Source organism: Corynebacterium sp. KPL4072, assembly GCF_037908395.1.
Classification (GTDB): Bacteria; Actinomycetota; Actinomycetes; order Mycobacteriales; family Mycobacteriaceae; genus Corynebacterium; species Corynebacterium kefirresidentii.
Map to the genome: position 1 here is coordinate 201,997 of NZ_JBBMGE010000005.1, position 22,463 is coordinate 224,459.

General features: G+C 56.4%; 15 protein-coding genes. 6 read left to right on the plus strand and 9 right to left on the minus strand.

The genetic code is table 11. The features are described 5' to 3' along the window. Nucleotides 1–104: 104 nt before the first annotated feature. Entirely contained in the window at nt 105–1,598 is a 1,494-nt protein-coding gene (locus WMP97_RS07180) for a PucR family transcriptional regulator (RefSeq protein ID WP_340440160.1), read from the minus strand. 151 nt (nt 1,599–1,749) lie between these two features. On the opposite strand from WMP97_RS07180, the gene gabT reads away from it, so the two are divergent. Continuing rightward, the gene (gabT, locus tag WMP97_RS07185; RefSeq protein ID WP_340440162.1) at nt 1,750–3,078 is read left to right on the plus strand and encodes a 4-aminobutyrate--2-oxoglutarate transaminase; all 1,329 of its coding nucleotides are present in this window, start codon (nt 1,750–1,752) and stop codon (nt 3,076–3,078) included. Between the two features lie 71 nt (nt 3,079–3,149). Here gabT and WMP97_RS07190 read toward each other — a convergent pair whose 3' ends face one another. From WMP97_RS07190 to WMP97_RS07200, 3 genes are all read right to left on the minus strand, one after another. Further along, a complete protein-coding gene (locus WMP97_RS07190) occupies nt 3,150–4,190 on the minus strand; it encodes a histidinol-phosphate transaminase (protein WP_023020330.1) in 1,041 nt (346 codons plus the stop codon). Nucleotides 4,191–4,288: 98 nt separating this feature from the next. Continuing rightward, nucleotides 4,289–5,614: an amino acid permease gene (locus WMP97_RS07195; protein ID WP_023020331.1), complete on the minus strand. Its 1,326-nt coding sequence runs from the start codon at nt 5,612–5,614 to the stop codon at nt 4,289–4,291. 72 nt (nt 5,615–5,686) lie between these two features. Further along, complete coding sequence (locus WMP97_RS07200) at nt 5,687–6,940, minus strand: M20 family metallo-hydrolase (protein WP_340440163.1); 1,254 nt, start codon at nt 6,938–6,940, stop codon at nt 5,687–5,689. A gap of 167 nt (nt 6,941–7,107) precedes the next feature. Here WMP97_RS07200 and WMP97_RS07205 point away from each other — a divergent pair, with 167 nt between their 5' ends. Continuing rightward, a complete protein-coding gene (locus WMP97_RS07205; protein WP_340440164.1) occupies nt 7,108–8,367 on the plus strand; it encodes a helix-turn-helix domain-containing protein in 1,260 nt (419 codons plus the stop codon). Here WMP97_RS07205 and WMP97_RS07210 read toward each other — a convergent pair. After that, a complete protein-coding gene (locus tag WMP97_RS07210) occupies nt 8,360–10,030 on the minus strand; it encodes a thiamine pyrophosphate-dependent enzyme (RefSeq protein WP_340440165.1) in 1,671 nt (556 codons plus the stop codon). The two genes, WMP97_RS07205 and WMP97_RS07210, sit on opposite strands and share 8 nt — an antisense overlap. 131 nt (nt 10,031–10,161) lie before the next feature. On the opposite strand from WMP97_RS07210, the gene WMP97_RS07215 reads away from it, so the two are divergent. Continuing rightward, a complete protein-coding gene (locus tag WMP97_RS07215; protein WP_023020335.1) occupies nt 10,162–11,061 on the plus strand; it encodes a LysR family transcriptional regulator in 900 nt (299 codons plus the stop codon). A 72-nt stretch (nt 11,062–11,133) separates the two neighbouring features. Here WMP97_RS07215 and WMP97_RS07220 read toward each other — a convergent pair whose 3' ends face one another. Together WMP97_RS07220 and WMP97_RS07225 are read right to left on the minus strand one after the other, a co-directional pair. Beyond that, nucleotides 11,134–11,985, minus strand: a complete 852-nt coding sequence (locus tag WMP97_RS07220) for a PrsW family intramembrane metalloprotease (protein ID WP_340440166.1) — start codon at nt 11,983–11,985, stop codon at nt 11,134–11,136. Next, nucleotides 11,986–12,567, minus strand: a complete 582-nt coding sequence (locus WMP97_RS07225; protein WP_023020337.1) for a hypothetical protein — start codon at nt 12,565–12,567, stop codon at nt 11,986–11,988. It lies immediately after the preceding gene. Between the two features lie 42 nt (nt 12,568–12,609). Here WMP97_RS07225 and WMP97_RS07230 point away from each other — a divergent pair, with 42 nt between their 5' ends. From WMP97_RS07230 to WMP97_RS07240, 3 genes are all read left to right on the plus strand, one after another. Then, nucleotides 12,610–14,544, plus strand: a complete 1,935-nt coding sequence (locus tag WMP97_RS07230; protein WP_340440167.1) for a M13 family metallopeptidase — start codon at nt 12,610–12,612, stop codon at nt 14,542–14,544. Nucleotides 14,545–14,583: 39 nt separating this feature from the next. Further along, the gene (locus tag WMP97_RS07235; protein WP_340440168.1) at nt 14,584–15,477 is read left to right on the plus strand and encodes an alpha/beta hydrolase; all 894 of its coding nucleotides are present in this window, start codon (nt 14,584–14,586) and stop codon (nt 15,475–15,477) included. Between the two features lie 63 nt (nt 15,478–15,540). Then, nucleotides 15,541–16,917 carry a PepSY-associated TM helix domain-containing protein gene (locus WMP97_RS07240; RefSeq protein WP_340440169.1) on the plus strand — a complete coding sequence of 459 codons (1,377 nt, stop codon included), beginning with the start codon at nt 15,541–15,543 and terminating at the stop codon, nt 16,915–16,917. On the opposite strand, the gene WMP97_RS07245 is transcribed toward WMP97_RS07240, so the two are convergent. Together WMP97_RS07245 and WMP97_RS07250 are read right to left on the minus strand one after the other, a co-directional pair. After that, nucleotides 16,856–20,317 carry an arabinosyltransferase domain-containing protein gene (locus WMP97_RS07245; protein WP_340440170.1) on the minus strand — a complete coding sequence of 1,154 codons (3,462 nt, stop codon included), beginning with the start codon at nt 20,315–20,317 and terminating at the stop codon, nt 16,856–16,858. The genes WMP97_RS07240 and WMP97_RS07245 overlap by 62 nt on opposite strands. A gap of 74 nt (nt 20,318–20,391) precedes the next feature. Next, nucleotides 20,392–22,368 carry a galactan 5-O-arabinofuranosyltransferase gene (locus WMP97_RS07250; RefSeq protein ID WP_034656153.1) on the minus strand — a complete coding sequence of 659 codons (1,977 nt, stop codon included), beginning with the start codon at nt 22,366–22,368 and terminating at the stop codon, nt 20,392–20,394. Between the last annotated feature and the right edge of the window lie 95 nt (nt 22,369–22,463).

The following is a 22,463-nucleotide window of genomic DNA, read 5'->3' on the forward strand; positions in this document are numbered from 1 at the left end:
TGCAGAGCTCGACAGAACTACAAAGCGTGCTGGGGTTGGATAGCGCAGGGCATCTTCCTCCAACGCGTCAGTAGCACCGTCTACAAAATACTGGTCCGCGGACGCTAGTTACTGACCGTGAGAAGGAGGAGTTCTGCCCGAATAACCGGATTTGTGAGGTCAATTCCGCAGAGCGCTTGAATTTTTTCGATACGGGCGCGCACCGTATGGCGGTGGACAGCGAGGCGTTCTGCAGCGGAGGCGATCTGAGACCCAGCGAGCAAGAAAGCTTTCAGTGTAGGAAGCAGATCCGAGTTGTGGGTGCTGTCATACTCGGCCAATTTATCAGTGGTAGTGCGACGCCGATTTTTCAAGGCTTCTTGTACGCTCGGGTTATATAACCAATCCGGTGCAGGTGAGGAATAACGATGGCTAGTCCCGCGGTCCAGACTGCGGGCGTGTGTAGTCATCTGCACTAACAGATCCGAGTTGAGCTCACGCCACGGTAATTGCGGAAGAAATGAAACTCGAGCTGTGGAAGGCAGTCGGGGAAAGCTCTCTTTATCCTGCAGAATAGTGTCTGTAGGGGGAGTGACAATGAGGACGGCTGAGTCGTCGACATTTAGGTGGAAATGGTGGGTTCCCCCTTGCGCTGTTGGGGATTTGAGCGATGCTAGTACTCGGCGCAGTTGTGCCGGGGAGTCGGTACATACCAAGTAGGCATTGATGTTATTGGATGCGGACAGCATGCCAAAGGCAGTTTCCAACTGTTTCGGTACTGCCAATTGCAACTGGACTGCTAGGGTCAGCTGACCCAACGTGTGCTGGATGTGGGAATGAGCCGGCTGCAAAAGCAGGGTTGACAGGCCTACAACATGGCGGATGAGAGCGCGTTGAAAAGTTCCTATTTTCTCGGTGGCACAGACTGCGAGCCCGTATTGATGCTGGTAATTATTCTGAAAAGTAGTAACGATCGTCGATACATTCCGCTCATTCTTGGAACTTAAAGATCGCGCGGAGGGTGGTAAATCGGAGACGGAACTAACAGCGCTCTGCGCTGCTTGTAGAGCATCGATTCCGTCGTATTGGGCATTGGTGATTTCAACACCCTGGGCGTTTGTAAGGGCAACTGCGGCCCGGAGCTCTTTTCCAGCTTGGGTGATGAGTTTGCTAATTCCTTGCGTGGCGGCATGATTCAAGCGTTCTTGCTGACGCTGAAAAGCGTGTTGTTGTTCTTGGTCTTGGCGGGTCAATTCCGCGTTTACGGCGTTGATTATTGAGATAAAAGGAATGGCACGGGGAACTTCGAAGAGTGTGAGCTCGTAGTCGATGCAAGCCTGTATTAATTCCGGAGGGACTGTGGAGAAGAAAAGTCCGGTCCCAAACCCGATACCGTGTACGCCAGCCGATGCTAGTGTGCGCGCGTAACCTGAAAAATCCTCAGGCAGATTTTTAAAAGCAAGGCCTAAGGTGAATACGACTGCGCCAGTCTTGGTGAACTCAGTGGGATCTTTTAGCTCACTGGCTTGGACCGTGGTGAAAAATTCTTGCGGGGAGTGGATCGGGCGGAGTTTTAGTTTACTTTGATGGAAAAGCCACTTAAATGTAATGGTGCCCATGGGGGAGTGTCCTTATCGGCATTAGTGCGTCTATACGTTCTGTATAGAACATTAAAAAATATTCGCCATAGTGTATGTAGAAAACGGCATGTGGGGGAGGTCACAATGTGTTTGGGTAGATTGAGCAAGCACCATTGAGAAAGGACACAATATGCAGGACCTTGAGTACCGTTTGGAGCAAGCCCGCAAAATAGTGGGAAATCTCCCTGGGGTGAAGAGTGCCGAGTGGGACGCGCGGCGTAAGGCAGCACTTCCTGCTGGACTTAATCCAGGTCTGCCAGGTTACGTTGTGGATGCTGACGGCGGAATTCTAGTGGACATTGACGGAAATCAATTTATTGACCTGGCCTCTGGTATTGCAGTGACCTCAGCCGGTGCCTCTAACCCGGCCGTCGTAAAGGCAGTCCAAGACGCGGTTGCCCACTTTACTCATACGTCTTTTCCCATTTCGCCGTACCCCTCTTATGTTGAGGTGGCGGAAAAACTTAATGAGGTGACTCCTGGTGACCATGAAAAGCGAACCGTCTTATTCAACTCGGGCGCAGAAGCAGTGGAAAATGCGGTCAAGATTGCTCGTAACTACACTGGGAAAACTAGCGTTGCAGTGATGGACCGCGCTTTTCATGGTCGTACTAACCTCACTATGGCAATGACCGCCAAGCAGGATCCTTATAAGTCTGGGTTCGGGCCCTTCGCTCCGGATATTTTCCGTGCCCCCATGTCTTATCCAGTTCGTGATGGGCTCAGCGGTGAAGAAGCAGCGAAGCGCACTATCGCCACACTGGAGCAAGAAATTGGCGCCGCCAACTTAGCCTGTGTGGTCATCGAGCCTATTCAAGGGGAAGGTGGCTTTGTCGTTCCGGCGGAGGGCTACCTTCCATCAGTGGTGAAGTGGTGCAATGAAAATGGAGTTATTTTTATTGCGGATGAAATCCAAGCTGGAATGATGCGTACCGGTACATGGTTTGCTAGCGAACACGAGGGCATCGTCCCCGATATGATAACGACTGCAAAGGGTATCGCCTCTGGAATGCCGCTTTCTGCTGTTACTGGCCGCGCCGAGATTATGGATGCCCCGCAGCCGGGAGGTCTTGGCGGAACTTATACCGGAAACCCCGTGGCTTGCGCTGCAGCTTTAGCCACATTTAAAGAATTTGAGGATAAAGACTTCGGCGCTCGTGCGACTCGCTTGGAAGAAGTCGCACGGGAAGAGCTGGCAGAACTTACTCGGGATGAACGTGTGCTTGATTTTCGGGGCCGCGGTGCGATGCTGGCACTTGAATTTGTCACTGAGAACGGCGATCCGGATCATGAGCTGGTGCATAAAATAGCAGCAGCGATGAAAGAGGAGGGGATCCTCATTTTGACCTGCGGTCTCGACCATAACGTCATCCGCCTACTACCTTCGCTAGCGATTCCGGACCACCTATGGCGCGAGGGATTACAGGCTCTCATAGAGAAATTTAACCAGTTCAAGTAATCCATCGCGTTTTCTTTTGCGGTGACTGGGGCGCGGTGGGAACCAAATCTTGGGTCCGCGGACTCGGTCGGTCAGCCTTCCCAGGGCTGAATACCAGCGCGCTCCCAAGCGTTTAGGAATGCTGTGGTTTCCTCCTCGGTGGTAATAGAAACGCGTACGCCTTCATCGAGGTAGCGGCGAATTACAACACCTTCTTCGTAAATTTTGTGCTCTACTTCTTCAGCATCTCCACGCGGTATCCAGACAAAGTTTGCCCGTGATTCTGGGACCCCTAGGGCTTGGGCCACTCGGGTGCGCTGACGCTTAGTTTCGTCCACTCGTTCCTGCAGCTCGTCTTGGGCGTGGAGGGCTGCGATGGCGCCCAGTTCACCTATGTAACTAACGGTGAGAGGTAGGGCGAGGAGATTGAGAGCATTAATTAGTTCCGGTGACCCCATGCCATAACCAACACGTGCGCCGGCTAAGCCAAAAGCTTTCGAAAACGTTCGGGCACTAATGAGGTTTGGGTAATTGCGGACTTCTTGGGCGCCATTAGGGGTATCCGGATCATCGTTGTATTCCCAATAAGCCTCGTCCAGAAGAACGACGATATTTTTCGGTACCTTGGCCATAAAGTGGTCAAATTCCTGCTGGCTGATGGTGGTGCCAGTAGGGTTGTTTGGGTTGCACAAAATAATTAGTCGTGTCTTTGGCGTTATAGCGCCGATGACGGCGTCGAGATCAAGACGCTCATCTTCCGTAAGCGAGGTCATAATTGGTTCGGCACCGGCCATACGGACGTAGAGTGGATAAGCTTCAAAGGATCGCCACGGGAAAATAACCTCGTCACCCGTATGGCAGGTCGCCATAACTGCTTGCTGCACAATGGCAGAAGCACCAGGAGCTACGGCAATATTTTCTTCTGGCAATTCCAAGTAGGACGACAACTCTGCACGCAGCTCTGGAGAACCATTAACTTGGTATCGGTTTGCACATGAAGCAGCTCGTGTCATGGCACCTAAGACGGAAGGCAACGGTGGATTGGGAATCTCATTCGCGGAAAGCTTGAGCTTATTAGGTGCAGATTTTCCTGGCTTATAGTCAGGGAACTTGTGCAAATCGTCGCGCAGCATGAGTAGTGCATCTCCTTAACGTTGGAATCGATTAGTGGGCAGAACGATGGTGAAGTAGACAGGGGGTGCGGACCGGCAATCACCACAAAGGAAGGCTCCTAAATGAGATTCCATATGGTCACAGCAATGATGAGAAGTCCCATGCCGAAGACGAAGTAGTTCCAAATGTCGTTCTTGAATTGGAAATAAGCATCGACTTTTTTGAACATGTAGACCGGCAGCAAATAAACCAAGAAAGCAACGAAGATTCCACCGACGATGGAAATCATGTTGATAATGGAGGGGTTAAATATGGCGACGAGAGTGGTTACGACGAATACGATGGCGTAGATGGTGTTGAGCAGTGCGCGGCGGGATAGCTTATTTGCCAAACGAGGAACTGCAATGCGCAGCAGGTATTCCGTACCTTCTTCAGAGCCCAACATATGACCGAAATATGAGGAGATGATCGCGCACATCGTCAGGATTGGTGCCATATAGGCCATGAACGGTGTACCCGTTGAATTAGCAAAATAGGACAGCACGGGGATGTTTTGTTCGGTTGCTTCTTTCATGCCGTCCGCGCCGAGCGCGAAAACGCAAGACCAGACGAAGAACATGGTAAAGACAACAAGCAAGGCGGCGGTGTAGAACTCCGTACGAGAAACGTGTTTCTCGGTCTTTTTACCGTAGGTAGGCTGCATGTCTACGGAGAATTGGGAGAGTGCGGCCATGTGGGAAAAGGAGAAGACGAGCACGGGCAGAATGAGCAGGATGCCTTTGAGGATGCCCCAGGCGCCGCCTTCGTATTCAAAGTGGATAAAGCTATCGATATCCCATTGGGGAATGAGATAGATTGAAGTCGCTGCTAGGGCGATGATGAGCGGATAGACCAGCATTTGTGCCAGCCACAACATGGGCCGGCGGCCGATGGCAAAAAGTCCGGTCATTACGCCCACGCAGACTATCGACAAAATCCAACGGTTGATGCTAGGACCGCCGAGTTGGTTGACGATGAAGCTATCGACCACATTGGTGATACTGGTGCCGTAAATAAAAACTGTCGGCACGATGGCCAGCCAATACAGTACAGCGATGAAAAGGCCACTATTGCGGCCTAAGTAGTATCGCACCAGTTCTAAGACATCTTTGCCGTGTTGCTCGGGTGGGGCGCCGCTGACTATGCGGGCATAGGTGCGGTGGGAAAAATATACCAACGGGAAGATGAATACCGTGGCAAAAACCAATGGCCAAAAACCGAAGGATCCGGCGTTAAGCGGTAAAAAGAGGATGCCGGCACCAACGGCGGTGCCAAAAAGTGTAATTATCCAGGAAAGGGTGGAGCCGGCCGGCTTCGTCTTTTGTGCCTGCGGGGAATGATGTTCTTGGTTAGGTGAGGAGTCAGAACTTTCCGTACCTGGAAGCTCATGAATTGGGGTGCTCATAGTAGTCCTTAGTCATTGAATAGAGCGAATATGGTGCGGTTTTAGTCTGGTGATTGGCGGAAGCAAGCGCGATTAGGTGCGTAGTACACCTTCGCAGAGCTCAGCTAATATGGCGGTCATCATGCGCACACCGTCTTCCATGTCTTTATCTTTGGTGAACTCTTTTTCGTTGTGAGAAATGCCTTCTACGCTTGGAACGAAAAGCATCACGGTTGGGCAGATGTCTTTCATATTGGTTGAATCGTGGCCAGCTACTGTTTGCACTTGTTCGTGCTTAATTCCGAGTTCGGCAGCGACGGAATGGGCCAATTCGAGGCCTTCAGGTTGATACGGCGAGAGTTTCCACTCGTGGGTGGGTTTGAGCTCAATTTTCACTTTGGCTTCTTCTTCTGCCTTGGAAATGATGCTGCGTACAGCCGCGTACCCCTCATTAAGCGTATCCCAATCGGGTGAGCGAAGATCTAGATTCATTTGCACTTCGCGAGCGATAGTAACTGGGGAATTTGGCAAGACCTTCATCGTGGAGACGGAAGCCTGCAATGGGTGCCCTGCGCGGGCTTCGGCATAGCGGCGGAGTTCCGAAATTAGGATCGAAGCTCCAAATAGCGCATCTTTACGGTCTGCTAGCAAGGTAGAACCGGTATGGCCTTGTTCGCCTTGGACGGTGACTTGGAATTTCTTAGCTCCCCAAGTCTCAGCCACAAGGCCAAGCGTTGCTCCAGAGTTATCCATTCCACGACCTTGCTCTACATGTATCTCGGCATATGAGACTGCTTGCGGCGGGGTAAAAGTGCCGACGAACTCGTGCCTTTCCAGCTCGGAGCGGACGGTGGTTCCGTCTAGCGCGGTTGACGCGTAGGCGATATCTAGGTCCATCTTTCCTGTGTAGACGGAGCTGCCCATCATAGAGGGGGTAAAGCGAGAACCCTCTTCGTTAAACCAGTTAACTACTGCAAGGTTTTGGGTTGGAATTAACTCGCCACTTTCTACGCGACGTTTGATTTCGAGTGCGGCGTGTGCGGAGGCAAGTACACCGTATGAACCGTCAAAACGCCCTGCAAGAGGCTGAGAATCCATGTGGGATCCGGTTAAAACAAAGTCGGCATCAGTAACGAACTCTAGTAGGCCGTATTGATTGCCAATTTCATCGTATTCGACACGGAATCCCTGATTTTCAAGCCAAGAGTGGAACCAGCGGCGTACCGCAGCGTCATCGTCAGTGGCTGCTTGTCGGTCGATTCCGCCTCCGGGGGTGGCACCGAATGATGACATGGTGTGAAAGTCATCGATAAATGAAGGAGTGTCTTGTGTTTCCGAGGCAGGCATGAATTCCCTCCTTGATTCTATGTAGCATGCATCACACAAAAGTAGTTTAGCGATGTGGGTAACGTTTTATTAGAGGCTTTGGGAAAGTGATGGAATAAAGTCTTCATAGTTGTGCAAATGCACAATGAAGATGAATGAGTAGCTAGCTTCGCTGGGAGGGAGTATCTATGGCTTCAGGTGAGGAAGATTCTGAATGGAATGCCCTCGTCCGCAGTATTGAAAAAGACGTGGATTCATTCGTTGATGAGTTCATACTGGAGTTCTCTGCCCGCAGTCCTTATGGCGATGCTGCAGTTGATGAAGAAGACTTACGGCAAACCTCGCACGCTGTCTTTACCGCTTTGATTGCCAAGCTATGGGACACCCCTCGGGGGGTTCAAGCTCTTCCTGCAACTGAACAGGTTGCCCTTGATCGGCGCTTACAAGAGCTCGGACGGTTACGCGCTCTTCAGGGGATTTCAATCAACGCTGTTGTTGAAATTATGCGCCTTGATTTCATCGTTCTGTGGCGCGGGCTGGCGGCAAGGTCTACACCGCAGACGCAAAGTGCGCTTATTTCCCACGCCGAACGAGTGCAAGCTGCGGTGGACGAGATCTCCTCCCAAGTAAGGGTAGCTTTTATGCAGCAGCATGCGGCGATGCGTAATGATGCACGCGTTAGCGCGCAGCGTCACTTGGAAAGACTTTTTGGTGCCTCAAAGTTAAGCGATACCGATCTTGAAGCTATAGCTCAACATGTAGGTCTAGACCAGCATGCGCTATATGACGTTCTTGTTGCTGGTCCCGCACATGCCGCCAAATTGGAACAGGCTTTAGCGCCTTACTTGGCGGCTGGTGCGGCTTGGGGGATCTATATACGCCAGTCTTTTTGTGCATTTTACCCCACAGTCGTAGATACGAATGGGGCTGCTGACGCTGAGGAGAGCTCAGAAACCACGGCCAAGGAAACCTGTAAAGGTGGGGCACACCCTTGCGAGGATTCCGCAAAAGCTGTGGATAGTATTGTTCTTCCAGCCCAGTGCGGACTTGGTGCGGTGCGTGCCTGTATTGCCGGGCTCATCGAAATGGCTACGGATGTGGAAAACGCTGACACCATTGGTGGTGCTGGACTATTGACGGCTAAAGAAGCTTTCCCTATTGCGCTCAGCAGCTATGGGTACCGCTTGCTTCCTGGTCTCATCGATGAACGAGTAAGTTGCATTCAGAAGCTGCCAGAAAAGGAACGCATTAAGCTGGTTAAAACCGTCAAGTCCTATCTTGCTGATGGCTCCGTCAAGACCACTGCTCGTGCGTTAAATTGCCATCGCAACACAGTGATTAACCGGCTGAGGAGCTTTCACTCAATTACAGGATTATCACCTATGGTGCCAAGCGACGTCCCCTACATAGAAATGGTGCTTTGTCGGTTAAGGTCTGCTGCTACATAGATTGGTCTTGTTTTGCTGGGGGAAGTGAAAGACCTTGATCTGTGTACACATTGACCACGGCTGGGGTGCCGTTATTTACTGCTTCCAAAGCGCGTTCGATGGCTCCGGGGACATCCGCATCAGCATTCACGGACTCTCCAAAGGCGCCATAACCGCGGGCAACGGCAGCAAAGTCCGGATTTGCTAGCTGCGTTCCTGACACGCGATCGGGGAAGTGGTTCTTCTGGTGGTCGCGGATAGTGCCAAATTCCCCGTTAGACATGATTACTGTCAAAAATGGCGCTCCAAACTGCAAAGCAGTGGCAAGTTCTTGACCGTTCATTAGGTATTCTCCGTCACCGGCAATGGCAACTACAGTGCGTTCAGGGAACTGCAACTTGGCCGATACGGCGCCTGGTACGGAATATCCCATAGAGCCATTGCGCGCAGCTAGCTGTGAAGGAAAATGCTCGGTCGCTAAATACTGTTGTGCCCAAATGCAATGGTTCCCTGCGCCAAAAGTGAAAATAGCATCGTGCGGGAGTTGTTCTTGGAGTGCTTTAATTACGGCTTCCATGTGGGCAGAATCGGCGCATTTTTCTCGCCATTCCGCCTCGTCTGGAAGCGTGGCAAACTCTTGGTGAGCGCGATGGGCAGCAGCAAACCACTCTAATTGTTCTGCCGATATCTCTCCGGCATCAATATCCTTAACCGCTGAAGCAAATGCTACAGGGGAGGATAAGACGTGGCGGCTGACGGTGCCGGAATGCCCGCGTAGACCAGTGTCGATATTGACTACGATATTTTCCGAGTGTGGATCTTGGCGCAAGGTATAGCCATCGGAGGGGACATCGGTAAGGACGGCTCCTACTTCAATCAGCACATCGGCTTGCTTTAGGAGTTGCGCTGCACGCTCATTACGTCCGTATCCTAACCAGCCGGCATTTGCCGGTGAAGAAAAGGAAATGCGGTCGCTGGCGCGGAAATCATGAACAACAGGAATCTGATTTTCTTCGGCGAATTTCTCAATAGTTCGCGCGCATTCTGGAGTCCATCGGCCGCCCCCAACGAACATTAAAGGTTTCTGGGCAGCAGTTAGCTTCTCTGAAATATAGGAGATATCTGCACCGGAAACGGCTCCCTCAGTCACTGGAATGGGCGCCTCGATTTCACCGTCAAAGTCCTGGTAGAGGACGTCTTCAGGTAATCCGACGATGACCGGTCCAGGGCGACCTTGTTTGGCCTGGAAAAAGGCTTCTGCCACGACCCGGGACGCACGCTTTGGATCATCGAGTACGAAGACCTGTTTAGCTTGCGTGCCAAACCAAGCCTTGGGATCAAACTCCTGAAAAGACTCGCGGTCGCGGTCGCAAAAGGGAATGAGTCCGATGAAGATTACCATTGGGGTACCGTCTTGCCAGCCGGTGTGGACTCCCACGAAGGCATTGGAAGCTCCGGGGCCGCGGGTAACCATGGCTACACCGGGTTCGCCGGTAGCTTTGCCATATGCCTCTGCCATATAAGACGCGCCCCCTTCTTGGCGGGACACAATGGCCTGTACCGGCGAGTTATACAGTCCGTCCAATACGGGAAGAAAGCTTTCACCGGGGACGAGGAAGGCTCGGGTAGTGCCATGGGCTTCAAGCGATTCAGCAATAGCGGTACCAACGTGGCGATGAGACATAACGGTCACTCCTCGAAAAATATGCAGTAAATCACCCTGCGTATTATCCATTTGTGATGCCATGCCTGTCTAATGCCTAACATGTCATAGTTTCATTACCATTAGACATAATCAGTGGTTAAAATGGTCGGGTGGATATTCAACGCGTCAAATATTTCCTTACCCTGGCGGATTCACCCACAGTAACGGCGGCAGCGGACCGACTTGGCATCACTCAACCGGCACTTAGCCGTCAATTGCGACGCTTTGAGAAAGAAGTTGGTTTAGAGCTGTTGGAGCGGGGAACTAGTGCTGGCGGCTCCTCCAGTTCCGCACTGCGGCTCAATGAGGCGGGACGCTCTCTTGTTTCTTCATGCCGCCGTCTCTATGCCGAAAACCGCAGAGCTGAGCAAGCCGCGGATAGTCTGCGGCACGGTTCCGTGAAGCAGCTAACTATAGCAGCAACGCAAACTACTATTTCCACCCTTTTGGCTCCGCTGATTGCCACCGCAAGAGTAGGAACTCCAGTCCTTACTACTCAACCGATAGAACACTATGCGGCTTTTAAGGCTTTGGAAGGTAGCGCTGACGCAGTGGTATCGCCGCTACCGCCGCGGGAAGGCCTAAGTTTCCACGCATTGGGGTATGCACCTATTCGGGTTTGGGTAGCTCCAAATTGTGAGCTCGCACATCAAAGTAGTGTTGATATTTCGCAGCTAATCCAATATAGATTGGCGCTACCTACTCACCGAAGCGTGTCTCGAACGCTCTTTGATGCTTTCCTCGGCACTGTCGGTGCCTCGCTCGGAGAAGTAATTGAATGCGATGACACCGCAACCTTATTGGCTCTGGCTAAAGCGGGAAGAGCGTTGGCTATATGTACTGAAATTGCGGAATCTGATTTGGTACCGCTAGGAATCACCGCAGGGAATGAAAGTCTGCAAGGGGTACCGCTGTATTTGGTGTGGAACCCTGGCCATTTTGCTTGCACGGACTTAGAAAACCTGGGACAAGAATTACGAAGCTTCTTGGCTGCAGCGATGGCGAAATAGTCGAGTGACGTACCCCAAGTTTTCCCGCTTAGTAAAACGAAACTTGGGTACCTCAATAATCTTGTGCAAGTGCTAACGGATGAAGGCGAGGGCGTCTTTGGCGGTGCTGTGGCTGTAGCTCTCGTCGGTTTTGGCAAGCTTATTACCGCGCAGCACCAGCCAGATGCTCAGCGGGTAAAGAATAAGCGCCACGACAACGGCTTGGATGATCGAGGCCACCTCGGAATCGTGCAGGTAGTTCCAACAAAAATGCAGGGTGAATGAGGCGGCTAGGGCGCCGAGAAAGACTCCGATGCGCCACCATCCGGGTTTGGCGGCGGCATAGAGTGCCCAGCCGATGCCCCAGCCGGCCAGAGCGGTGAGCAATACGTGTAGGCCAGGACCGGCGATAAGGCGCAGGCCCCACATTTCAAAAAGCCCCTGGATATCGCTATCAGGATGCATGGTGGCACCCATGGCGCCGTAGAGGATATTTTCGCAGGCCTCGAAGCCAAGGCCCACCACTGCGCCCACCATCCAGCCATGCCATGGGCGGTTGAGCTGGCGGAAGGACATGAGCACGAAAATTACGCCGGTGGCCTTAGAAATTTCCTCCGGATAGGCACCGCTCCACGACATCATGGCGTCGACCCAGCCGGAGCCAATGGCGAGCTGCATGACCGGCCCAGCGCTGATAAGCGCCAAGGCAACGGCTACCCCGCCGCCCCAAAGAAAAGCCAGCGTGGCCCATAGGCGCGCCGGGCGGGCCCACATGGGGCTGCGCTGCAGAAGGTAGATGACCAGCGCCACGAGTATGGCGGCGATGAGCAGGCTGAGCAGGCCCATCAGGGGAGAAATCAAAAATGTGCTTAGCGTCTGGAAAAAGAAGGCGATGAGTCCAATGGCGGATAAGATCCACAGCGTGGTGCGAAAGAGCTTAGACATCTAGAACATCAACTCCCCGGAGAAATCAGCGAATTCTGAATCGGCATCGGCGGGTAGATCCTTTTGGCCGAAGGCATGCCAAATGCGAGAAGCGGTGGCGCGGGCCTGCTCACCCTTGCCGGTCACGGTGACCACCCAATCCTTGTTTTCGTCCTCGCCGGTGCCGTCGAGGGAGAGGGCGGCGGTGGAGGAGGGGGCGTCGGCAAGCAGGAGGGCCCCGTTAGTGCCGTCGAAGGTAGGGGCATCGGCCGGCAAGGGCGCCATGGCTAGGGCGCGGACCATGCGGCGCAAGGTGGTGGCATCGTCTTTGGCATCTTCGGTAAGGGTGGCTTGTACGCTGACATCGCCGCAGTTCCAGCCGATGCTGGCGAGGGATTCATAGTCGCGCTCGCAATAAAGATCGGGAACGTCAATCTCCCAGTCCTGGCTGGGCTCGGCTAGGGTGACCTGCTCGACGTCTGCGGAAGAATCCCCCAGCGCCGCCTGCACGATCATGGGCAGGGCAAGAACCACCGCCACGAACGCAATGACGGCGCAGAAAAGGCGCCGCGGATGCGCTGGAGGAAAGCGATAAAAATTCATGGACCACACCTTATCTTGTCGCTTTGCCCTAGAGTGGCAAGCATGAAAGATCTTTATCAACTAGTCAATGGACCCTGGCTGGAAAGCCACGTTATTCCCGATGATCGCGGCGTGGACGGCACCTTTCACGCGCTGCGCGACGAAGCCGAAGAACTCGTCCACGAAATCGTGGAAAAGGACACCGGCCGACCGGGCAAGCTCTATGCCTCCTTTATGGATACCGAAGGGGTTAATGCGGCCGGCATGGCTCCATTGGATGCGGATCTGGACCGCCTGAGCGCGGCCGACCCAGAGGAATTAGCGCAACGCCTGGGTGAACTCGAGCGCACCGGTGTCGGCTCCCCGGTGACCTTTTGGGTATCCAAGGACTCTGGTTCCGAGGACGCCATTGCCTATGTCATTCAATCCGGCCTGGGCCTGCCGGATGAGGCTTATTACCGCGAGGAAGCCCACGCCGAAACGCTGGCCGCCTATGAAAAGCATGTGGCAGAGATGCTGGAGTTCCTCGACCCAGCCCGCCTTTTCGGCCTAGGTGCCGAGGTAGCCGCCCAGCGCATCGTGGGCCTGGAAAAGGAACTTGCCGCTGGCCATTGGGATGTGGTCTCCACTCGCGATGCGGTGAAAACCTATAACCCGTGTGAGTTTGGTGAGCTGCCCACCATGGCTCGCGCCGTGCTCTCCGGCGGCAACCTGCCGGAGCACCGCGTAGTCAATATGATGCCGTCCTACCTCGAGCACTTCGAGGACCTTTTTACCTCCGAGCGCATGGCCGATTGGCAGCTATGGGCTACCTGGCACATCCTGCGCTCCCGCGCGGCCATGCTGCCGGAGGAAGTCGGCGCGAAGAACTTTGAGTTCTACGGCACCAAGCTCTCCGGCGCCACCCAGCAGCGCGACCGGTGGAAGCGCGCGGTAGGCCTGGCTGAGTCCCTCGTGGGCGAAGAGATTGGCCAGGTATTCGTGGATAAGCACTTCCCGGCTTCCTCCAAGCGCGAGATGGATGAGCTGGTGGCCTACCTCATTGCTGCCTACCGCGAGCGCATCTCTCAGCTGGAGTGGATGACCCCGACCACCCGCGAGCGTGCCTTGGAGAAACTTTCCCAGTTCAAGGCCAAGATTGGCTTCCCGGATTCCTGGCGCGATTATTCCGGCCTCGAGGTCGCCGGCAAGGGCGCGGACCTGTTGGCTAATACGCGTGCCGGCTCTGCCTTTTCTCACGACTTCGAGCTGGCCAAGATTGGCAAGCCGGCCGATCGCGATGAATGGGTGACTACCCCGCAAACGGTCAACGCCTTTTATAACCCAGTGGTCAATGACATCACCTTCCCGGCGGCAATCCTGCGCCCGCCGTTCTATAACCCGGAGGCCGATGCCGCAGAAAACTTCGGCGCCATCGGTGCCGTCATTGGCCACGAGATCGGCCACGGCTTCGATGACCAGGGTTCGCAGTTTGATGGTCAGGGCAACCTGAACTCCTGGTGGTCCGATGAGGATCGCGCCGCCTTTGAAAAGCTCACCGCCAAGCTGGTGGAGCAGTTCAATGGCCAGGTACCGACGGTGCTCAAGGAGGCCGGCATCGAATCTACTGGGGTGAACGGCAGCTTTACCCTGGGCGAGAATATCGGTGACCTGGGTGGCTTGGGTATCGCCGTGGTGGCTTTTAAGAACTACTGTGCCGATAAGGGCATCGACCTGCAGGGCAAGGAGGAAAAGTTCGAGGTAGACGGTGCCGAGCCAGAGCTGGCTGAGCACACCTACAATGGCCTGCAGCGTTTCTTCCTGTCTTGGGCCCGCGTATGGCGCACCGCCATCCGTCCGGAGATGGCCACCCAGTACCTAGCCATTGACCCGCACTCGCCGGCGGAGTTCCGCTGCAACCTCATTGCGGCCAATATTTCGGAGTTCTACGAAGCCTTTGACGTGGCAGAAGATTCTTCCATGTACATTGCGCCGGAGGATCGCGTCACCATTTGGTAGCCCTTTCCGCCGGTAGGCGGTGCGCGTAGGCTCGGTGGCATGACTAACGCAGATGCTAACCAGGATCCGCACCGTCCGCTGGAGCCGGGCCAGGAGTGGCACATCGGCGGCCAGGACCGTCAGATGGACGACCAGGAGCAGCTTGAGCAGCTCGTTGCCTATATCGATGCCCACTATGACACCCCGGATTTCCGCCCGCCGTGGGCTGGGGGCGGCTCTCCTGAGGCGGATCAATATTGTGCGCTCTTGCCGGACCGGATTACACACGCGGCAATGATGGTGCTCGGCACTGCGGCGGATCATGCGTTGCCGGGCACCGCCTATACGGAGGGCATCAGCGTGGAAGAATCCGAGGTGGGAACCATTTTTCGGCCCACAAAGCCCACCGGCCGCTGGGCGGTGTCGCTCCACTCGGGCGGCTGGTGGCGCGGTGCTGGCCAGGCACTAGAGATGCAATGGCGCCCTGAGGTAGCCGCCGCCGCGCAACTATCTGGCACCACCATCATCGATGTGGACTATCCGCTTGCACCCGCGCACACCGTGGCGGAGATGGTTAATGCCGTACAGCACGCCATCGACTATGCCCGCAAGCAGGGTGCTTCCAACGTCACCACCTGGGGATATTCCTCCGGCGGCGCTCTGGCGGCGCTTGCGCCTGCCGACGCCCTCCTGCTCAGCTTCCCCGATTTCGGTGCCTTGGCGAATCTGCCTGAGGACCTCCGTGCCGGCTATGCAATTCCGGCGGACCTTTCTAAGCTCTGCCCGGATATTTTCGTCCAGACCGCGACCGAGGATGAGATTGCTGCGCGTGTTTCTGTGCCCGGCGCCGTGGCGCGCGATTATGTTTCCACCCACCGCGTGTCTACCCCGGCGGTTGCCCGTCAGCGCGTGCGGGATGCGGCCGCGTTCCTGGCAGGAGAGTTGGAAAAATAACAATTGCCTGGAGGTTCCATGCTAAAAGGGAACTAGTTTCAATAGGCTCGCGACTAGTTCCGCATGACCATATCCACTCATGGCGCGCTATCGCGCCTGCATAAATTCGCCGGCGTAATCATTGCGCCCTTTCTCATCGTCGCAGCGTTAAGCGGGTTTCTCTACGCCTTGGCGCCCACCTTTGAACCGTGGATTTACCACGATGAGGTGACAGCCACCGCGCAAGGCAGCCCGCGCAGCCTCGATGAACAGATTGCAGCCGCCCAGCGCCAGCACCCGGATGGGACCGTGGTTCGAGTCGAGCCTTCCGAAGACCCGCAGGAGACCACCCGCGTGCTTTTCGACGACCCCACCGCCCCCAGTTCCAGCTATACTCACGCTGTCTTTGTAGACCCGGTGGACCTGCACATCACTGGCGAACTACAACAATATGGCGGCTCGCGGGCGCTGCCTTTCCGTACGTGGGCCTCTAATGGCCACCGCACCCTATGGTTGGGCGAGCCTGGCCGCCTCTACGCCGAACTTGCGGCCTCGTGGCTCGGCGCGCTGAGCATCCTCGGTCTCTACCTGTGGCTCAAGCGTAAACAAAGGAATAAGAAGCAGCCCTCTAAAGTACTGGCGCTGCACGCCCGCGTGGGTGCCTGGTTGTTGCCGGGCTTCCTCTTTCTTACGGTTACCGGCCTGACATGGTCGCTGGTAGCGGGCACAAGTATTGGCAAGGTGCGTGAGGAACTTAATTGGAAGGAACCGTCCGTGGCCACCTCCGTTGCAGAAGCGGGGGCTAGCACTGGGACAGGGGAGCATGCCAACCACGCCGGGCACGCGGGTCACGCCGGGCATACGGGACACCACGATGCTGCAGAACTCGCCGGAGCCCAAACTGCAGAATCGACCGCCCGTAGCCAGGGTTTGACCGGGGTGCTGGAAATGACTCCGCCGGAAAAGCCCGGCGATGCGTGGGGCGTGCGGGAGGCTCGTGCGGCCTTCAAGTTACGCAGCGACGCCGTGGCGGTTACTCCGAACGGGGAGGTCATCGACCGCATCAATTCGGCCGATTGGCCGCTTGCGGCACAGCTAACCTCGTGGCTCATCCAGCTGCACATGGGGACGCTTTTTGGAATCTATAGCCAGATTGCATTGGCGGTACTCGCCCTCGGCCTGCTCGTGGTGAGCATTGCGGGCCTGTGGATGTGGTGGAAGAAACCGCGCCGCAGCCTGCCCGAGCTAAAAATTACCCCCGCCGTGCTGGCGGGGGTGGTGGCCTACTCAATCATCGCGCCGCTCTTTGGCGCTTCGCTGTTGCTCTTTTTCGTAGGTGATTGGATCGTGCGGCGCCTGCGCGCCCCGAAGCAGGATCGGGGCGCGGCCGCTGGGGAGGTTACTCCTCGCCCTCGGGGCGAATCTTCATCTCGGAGTCTTTCCACAGTCCGGAACGGGTAATGTCCTCATAATCAATCTCGGCTGGCACTGGGGCATTGCCCTGTGAATCGGTACGCAGTTCGTACTTTTCGATGGCACCCCAGTCGCGTGCCCAGTCATTATTGAGGTAGCTCGGGATCTCGTAGGAGTAGTTGACCGCCTCCGCGGTGGACATGGCACCACCACCAGAGAAGGACTGGAAGTCCGTCAGCGAGGTCTGGGCCGAGGAGTCTGGCAGGATGCGGTACTGCGGGATTTCGGTAACGCCGGCGAAGTGGTCAAAGGTGCGCTGGCACGGGAACTGTAGGGCTACGGCCCAGTCCAATAGTGCCGGGGTGTCCTTGGAGAACTGGTTATTGATGGTGTCTAGCTCTGGGACGCGCGGCGGAGTAAAGGCCAGCCAGTCATCCTCATCGGTGGAGTCATCCGTTGCTACCAGGCGCACCACGTTGGCATCCTTTGGCAACTTATCCAGCGGTAGGCGCAGGTTGCGCCACTTTGGCGTGGCACCGACGGCGGAGAGTTCTTCCTCGCCAGTATTGGTGACCTTTCCGGAGTCATCGATGGTGCCGTACTCGAGGCTAAGCTTCATGCCTTCCTGCTCTACCCCGTTGACGTCGTGGTGGTAGATATTGCCGGCTGCAGATACGGCGAGCACGGGAGTATTGTCCTTGGCCTCTGGCAGGTTGTACCACTTGGTGGTCACCTCAGAGGTGGAGTCTTGCTCCTCGGAATAGGAGCCGAGCACCGGGACCTTGGTGTAATCCAGGTTGAACGGCAGGTGCATGGTAGAGCCATTGACACCCTCAGTGCCGCGTACTCCACCCTCCGAGGTATTGGTGGTTTCCTTGGACTTCTTGTCCTTTTTGTCTTGCTTATTCTTTGTCTCCTGGGAATCAGCGGAATCGCTGTTACCGCCGGATTCGGTATCCGCACCCGAGGTAGCGGTCTCCGCGCTATCGGAGGAGGAGTCGCTGGAGCCATCCGCGATGGCACCTACGGAGGCGGAATTCTGGTTTTCCGGCTCGATGGATTCAGGGATGAAGTTTGGATCGAAGCCCTTGTGGGTCTCGTCCTGGTCCACCAGGGAATCGCCCAAGTCGCCTTCAACCGGGGTCAGGAAGGAATCATTGGTGTTGGTCTCCACCATGGTCTGATCCGCCAGAGCGCAGGTATTGCCGCGCAGGGAGGCTACGTTGCCCTTGCCCACGGAGTAGGAATCCGCCTGCGAGACGGTGGCCTTGGCAAAGGAAGCACACGATAGCGCTACCACGATGGCACAGGCCAAGGCGATGGGCGCGGACATGATACCGGCGGAGCGCGAAACCTTAGCGGCGGCATTTTTCTCAAATTCCGCCAGGGTGCCGACCTCTTCTGCTTGGGACTTGCGGTAGCTATGGCGCAGGGACTGCACTATGCCGATGGCGAAGATGACCAGCGCGATGGCGAGGAGCACCTTATTGGCCTCGATGGCCTTGAATTGCACCGTGCGATCCCACCACGGGATGCCAAAGGAGGAAACGTACCACCAGGCGTTCCAGCCGGCGAAGGAAATGGCTAGCAAGAAGACCACCGCGGCGATAGCGAAGGTGCGAGCGCGCGGCGAGCGCAGCGCGAATTGGGAGAGCACCACGGCACCGAGGGCGGCGATAACACCGGCCACGCCGGCGTAGATGCCAAAGTGGTGGGTCCACTTGGTGGGGGTGAACATGAGGAAGAACATGGACAGCGCCACGATAATGAGCAGGCGCTGGGTCGGGCCAACGGCAGCACCGACGACACGGCGGTCCTTGATGAAGGCCGCCACGATGAGCACTAGGCAGAAGAGCATGGTGAAGACCGCGAAGCGGCGGGTGAGCGAGCCATCCACCGATTCCTGGAAGAGGGTGGAGTAGCGCGCGTACTCCGCGTACCACGGCAGGGAGGGGCCAACCTCGGAGCGCACGCGGGTGGACTCCAGCACGGTCGATAGCGTCTGGTCACCAAAGGCGGCAACCATGATGGCAGTGCCAGCGCTAAGGAATGGCGCAATGAGCGCGAGCCAGCCCAAGGTGCCACCGCCCATGGACGGCACGCGCTCGGCCATGGCACGGAAGAGGTGCGGCAGGCTGACCAGGAAAACGCCCACGGCAAAGAGGCCGGTGGGGCCGGCGGCCAGGGTGATGGTTGCGGCGATGGTGCCCACGGCCGCCGGAAGCAGGCGGTGGGTGGAAATGGCACGCTCAAAGGAGGCCCAAGTAAACATCACGCCAAGCGCCACGATGGGCTCGGGGCGGGTGCCGTTGTTATAGGGCAGCCAGAAGGCCAAGAACATAAGCGCCGCGGTCCAGTGAGCGACCCGGCGGCCGTCGACAAGCTGGCCAAAGCGCGGAAGTATCTCGCGGGAGAGGATAAACCAGATGATGAGCCCAGAAATCAGGCCGGGCAAGCGCACGAAGACCGAGGCGGTGGAAATCTGGGAGAGAACGGCAACCAGGTCATAATAGGGGGCGCCGAAGGGCGCCTCTGGCACGCCGTACCAGCGGTAGTAGTTGGCCATGTAGGTAGCGTGATCGAAGACGCGGCTCATGGAGAAGATGAAGCCATCATCGGAGGTATTGGCGCCGAAGATATACCAAAATCCCAAGACGGCGGCCACCACGCCATCGAGCGGGCGCACCTTCTTCCACGTCTTAGGCATGAAGCCAAAGCGGCGGCCATCGAGGCGGTCGATGCGCCATAGGCAGAACAGGGATACGACCACCATGGCGGTGCCCAGCCACATGGCGATGGTCTTGAGCACCGTCGGGGAGGAGGTGAAGCGGGAGTTGATATCGACGTGCACATTGAGGCCGTCGTCAAGCAGGGCCTGCACGTCCGCTTTATCGTCTATTTCGGTATAGACACCGGTGACCTGCGGGCGCAGATCCTCCTCGGTGGTCTTTTCATGATCCCCCACGCGCACGCTGGTGCCATCGCCCGTAGCGGAAATCTCAATCTTGGCGTCCTTGGGGAGCTTGGCTACCTCTTTGGAGTTGAGGGTAAGCAGAACCTCATCCAAGGAGACAACGGAAAGGCCCTCCTCATTCGCGCGGACAAAAAGGCCGCGGTTGGAGGCTTTCTTGGACTCCGGAGGGACGGTGCCGTAGACCATGGACTGTCCCTCACGCAGCTCATCGACTGCGGAGATAGGGATGGTGGCCTGAAGATCCTCTGGCGCCACGGAAATGAGTGGCGCGTTGATGGACTGCACGGAATCATGCTGCGGCCAGTCATAAGAGGACTGAGTTTGGGTCACCGGCAGTAGCGGGGTGGCTACAAAACACAGGAAACCAATCAGTCCGGCAATGATCGCGGTCCACCGCAGGCCCGCGGGGGCGGCGGCGAAGCGGGAGCTAGCAGGTCGCGCTTGGGTGGTATTCGTAGTGAGGCTATCTGACACGGCGATTAGTCTACGTCAGATACCCCTCTCCGCCCGCGGGCACACCCTGCCACGGGCGGGAAGTGTGGGTGAACTTACTTGGTACGAACGGCTGTTACGAAGGGGCCGGTCTGCTTTAGCTTCCAGCCCTTGTCAAAGACATCGGCGTTGAAGAAGACCGCGCGATAGCGAATATTCGGCTGATTGGGGTAGATATCTTCTGCCAAATGCAGCTTGAAACCATCGTCCTTATTTTCCAAATCACCGCGGAAGATCATGACATCCGGGCTGCGCCACGCAGCGGAATCCAGGGCCTTGCGGAACTCATCCGGCTTCATGTCCCAGGAATCGTTGGCCCAGGTTTCAATCTGCTCATTGCGGGTGCTGAACTCACCCAGTGGATTGGCATAGTGGCTGGTAAAGGCGTTGAAACCCCAATAAGGGTAGTAAGACATGAAGATCTTTTCATCAGTAAGCACCACCGTGCCATCCGGCGTATAGCCCTGGTCCTGGATGAAGTTGTGGATATCCAGGTAGTAATGAGCAGAATCGCTAGTGAAGCGGTCGGCGCGCTCGCCATAGCCATCGGTATCGCTATAAGCGTGGTCGATGGCGTCCTCGTTGGCCTCCGGAATCTGCTGCGCATAGAAGACGCCGGCCAGGGCGAGGATAATGCCCAAGACCGCGGTGATTTGCTTATTGGTGGTGTGGGAGAAGCGCGCCGGGTAGAGACGGTGTACGCCCAAGAGGCGAACCTCGGCTAAGGCTAGGACACCGGCGGTAGCAAAAAGGAGTACCACGATGATTTCGAGGCGGAAGCTCAGCAGCGTGGTGCCGGCCAGCGTTGCCACCATAGACACAACGATCCATAGATAGCTGCCGATGAGGGAGATTCCCAGCGCGCGCACCTCTTGGTCATTGAGACGAATGACCATGTAGATAAGTCCCATGAGGCAGAGGAAGCCCACAATGCTAAAGGACAAAAATGGCACTGGAATCTGGGTGCCTTCCTCCGGCAGGTAGTGCTGCGCGGTGGTCTGCAGCGGTACTGGCGAGTGCATGACCGCCCATACATAGGGTCCCCAGGCGATGAGCGCGATGGCAATGGAGCCTGCCGCCATTACCGCCAGTCGCACGATGGGTCGCCACGTATGCTCATATAGCGCGGTAAAGAGCGCGATGAGGCTGACCACGGTGAGCGCGGCCGCACCGGTGAAAAGCGTGTAGAAGGTGGCGGAAATGCCCAGGTAGAGTGTTACACCCAGGGTGGAGAGCCAAGAGCCGCGGAAGGCGCGGGCGCTGAGCACCGCGACGGTGGGCAAGCCCATGGCGATGACTGCGGAGTAGGGCTCCTCGGCCGCGATGGTGAGCGTAATCGCGGTGGTGACTAGGGCGATGGCGGTGGCGACCGGTAGGGAGCTGGTGAGGCGCTGCCAGAGGGGCACCAAAATGCAGCCGGCTACAGCGATGGAGATAAGCGCCCAGGGCTGGTAGACCTCCCATCCCGGAATGCCCAATAGTGCTCCCAAGCGGCCGCCCAACCAGAACCAGCCAATGGGGTAAAAGGATGGCATATCCTGGTAGTTCATATCCGCATAGCCCATCTCATCCACCGAGCGGGTGAGGAACTGGGTGCGGAAAGCCTGGTCCACCTGCACGCCGTCGAGCCACAAACGGGAGGCGGACAACGGCAAGCCCACGGCAGCCAAGGTCAATAGCGCGGGGGAGAGATAGGTGACCGCGTAGGTCAGCCAGACCCGCCAGCGCGGCCGTGTAAAGGAATCCTTGTAGTGGTCATAAAGCCACCACACGCACAGCCCGCCGGCTAGAGCCAGCGTGACCACCACACCCACTGTGCTCAGCGCGCGGGTGACCATGGAGGTATTAAAAGAAGGCAGAGATACCGTCTTGAAGGCAAACCAGCCCAGCAGCGTGACCACACCACTGGCTAGGGCGGTCAACACAATACCCAGCAGGGTCGCCCGATGAGTCAGCGCATCGGCGCGGTAGGCCTCGGTGCGCGGATTTTCGCTCACGGGCGTTGACTGGGTGGGTATAGCTGTGCTTGTCATGCCCATTAGTTTCGCATACCCAAGCGCTACAACCCAGATTTGGCGCGGGCAGGAAAACACTTGCTTTCCGACGCCCCCTTATACACCACCGCCCC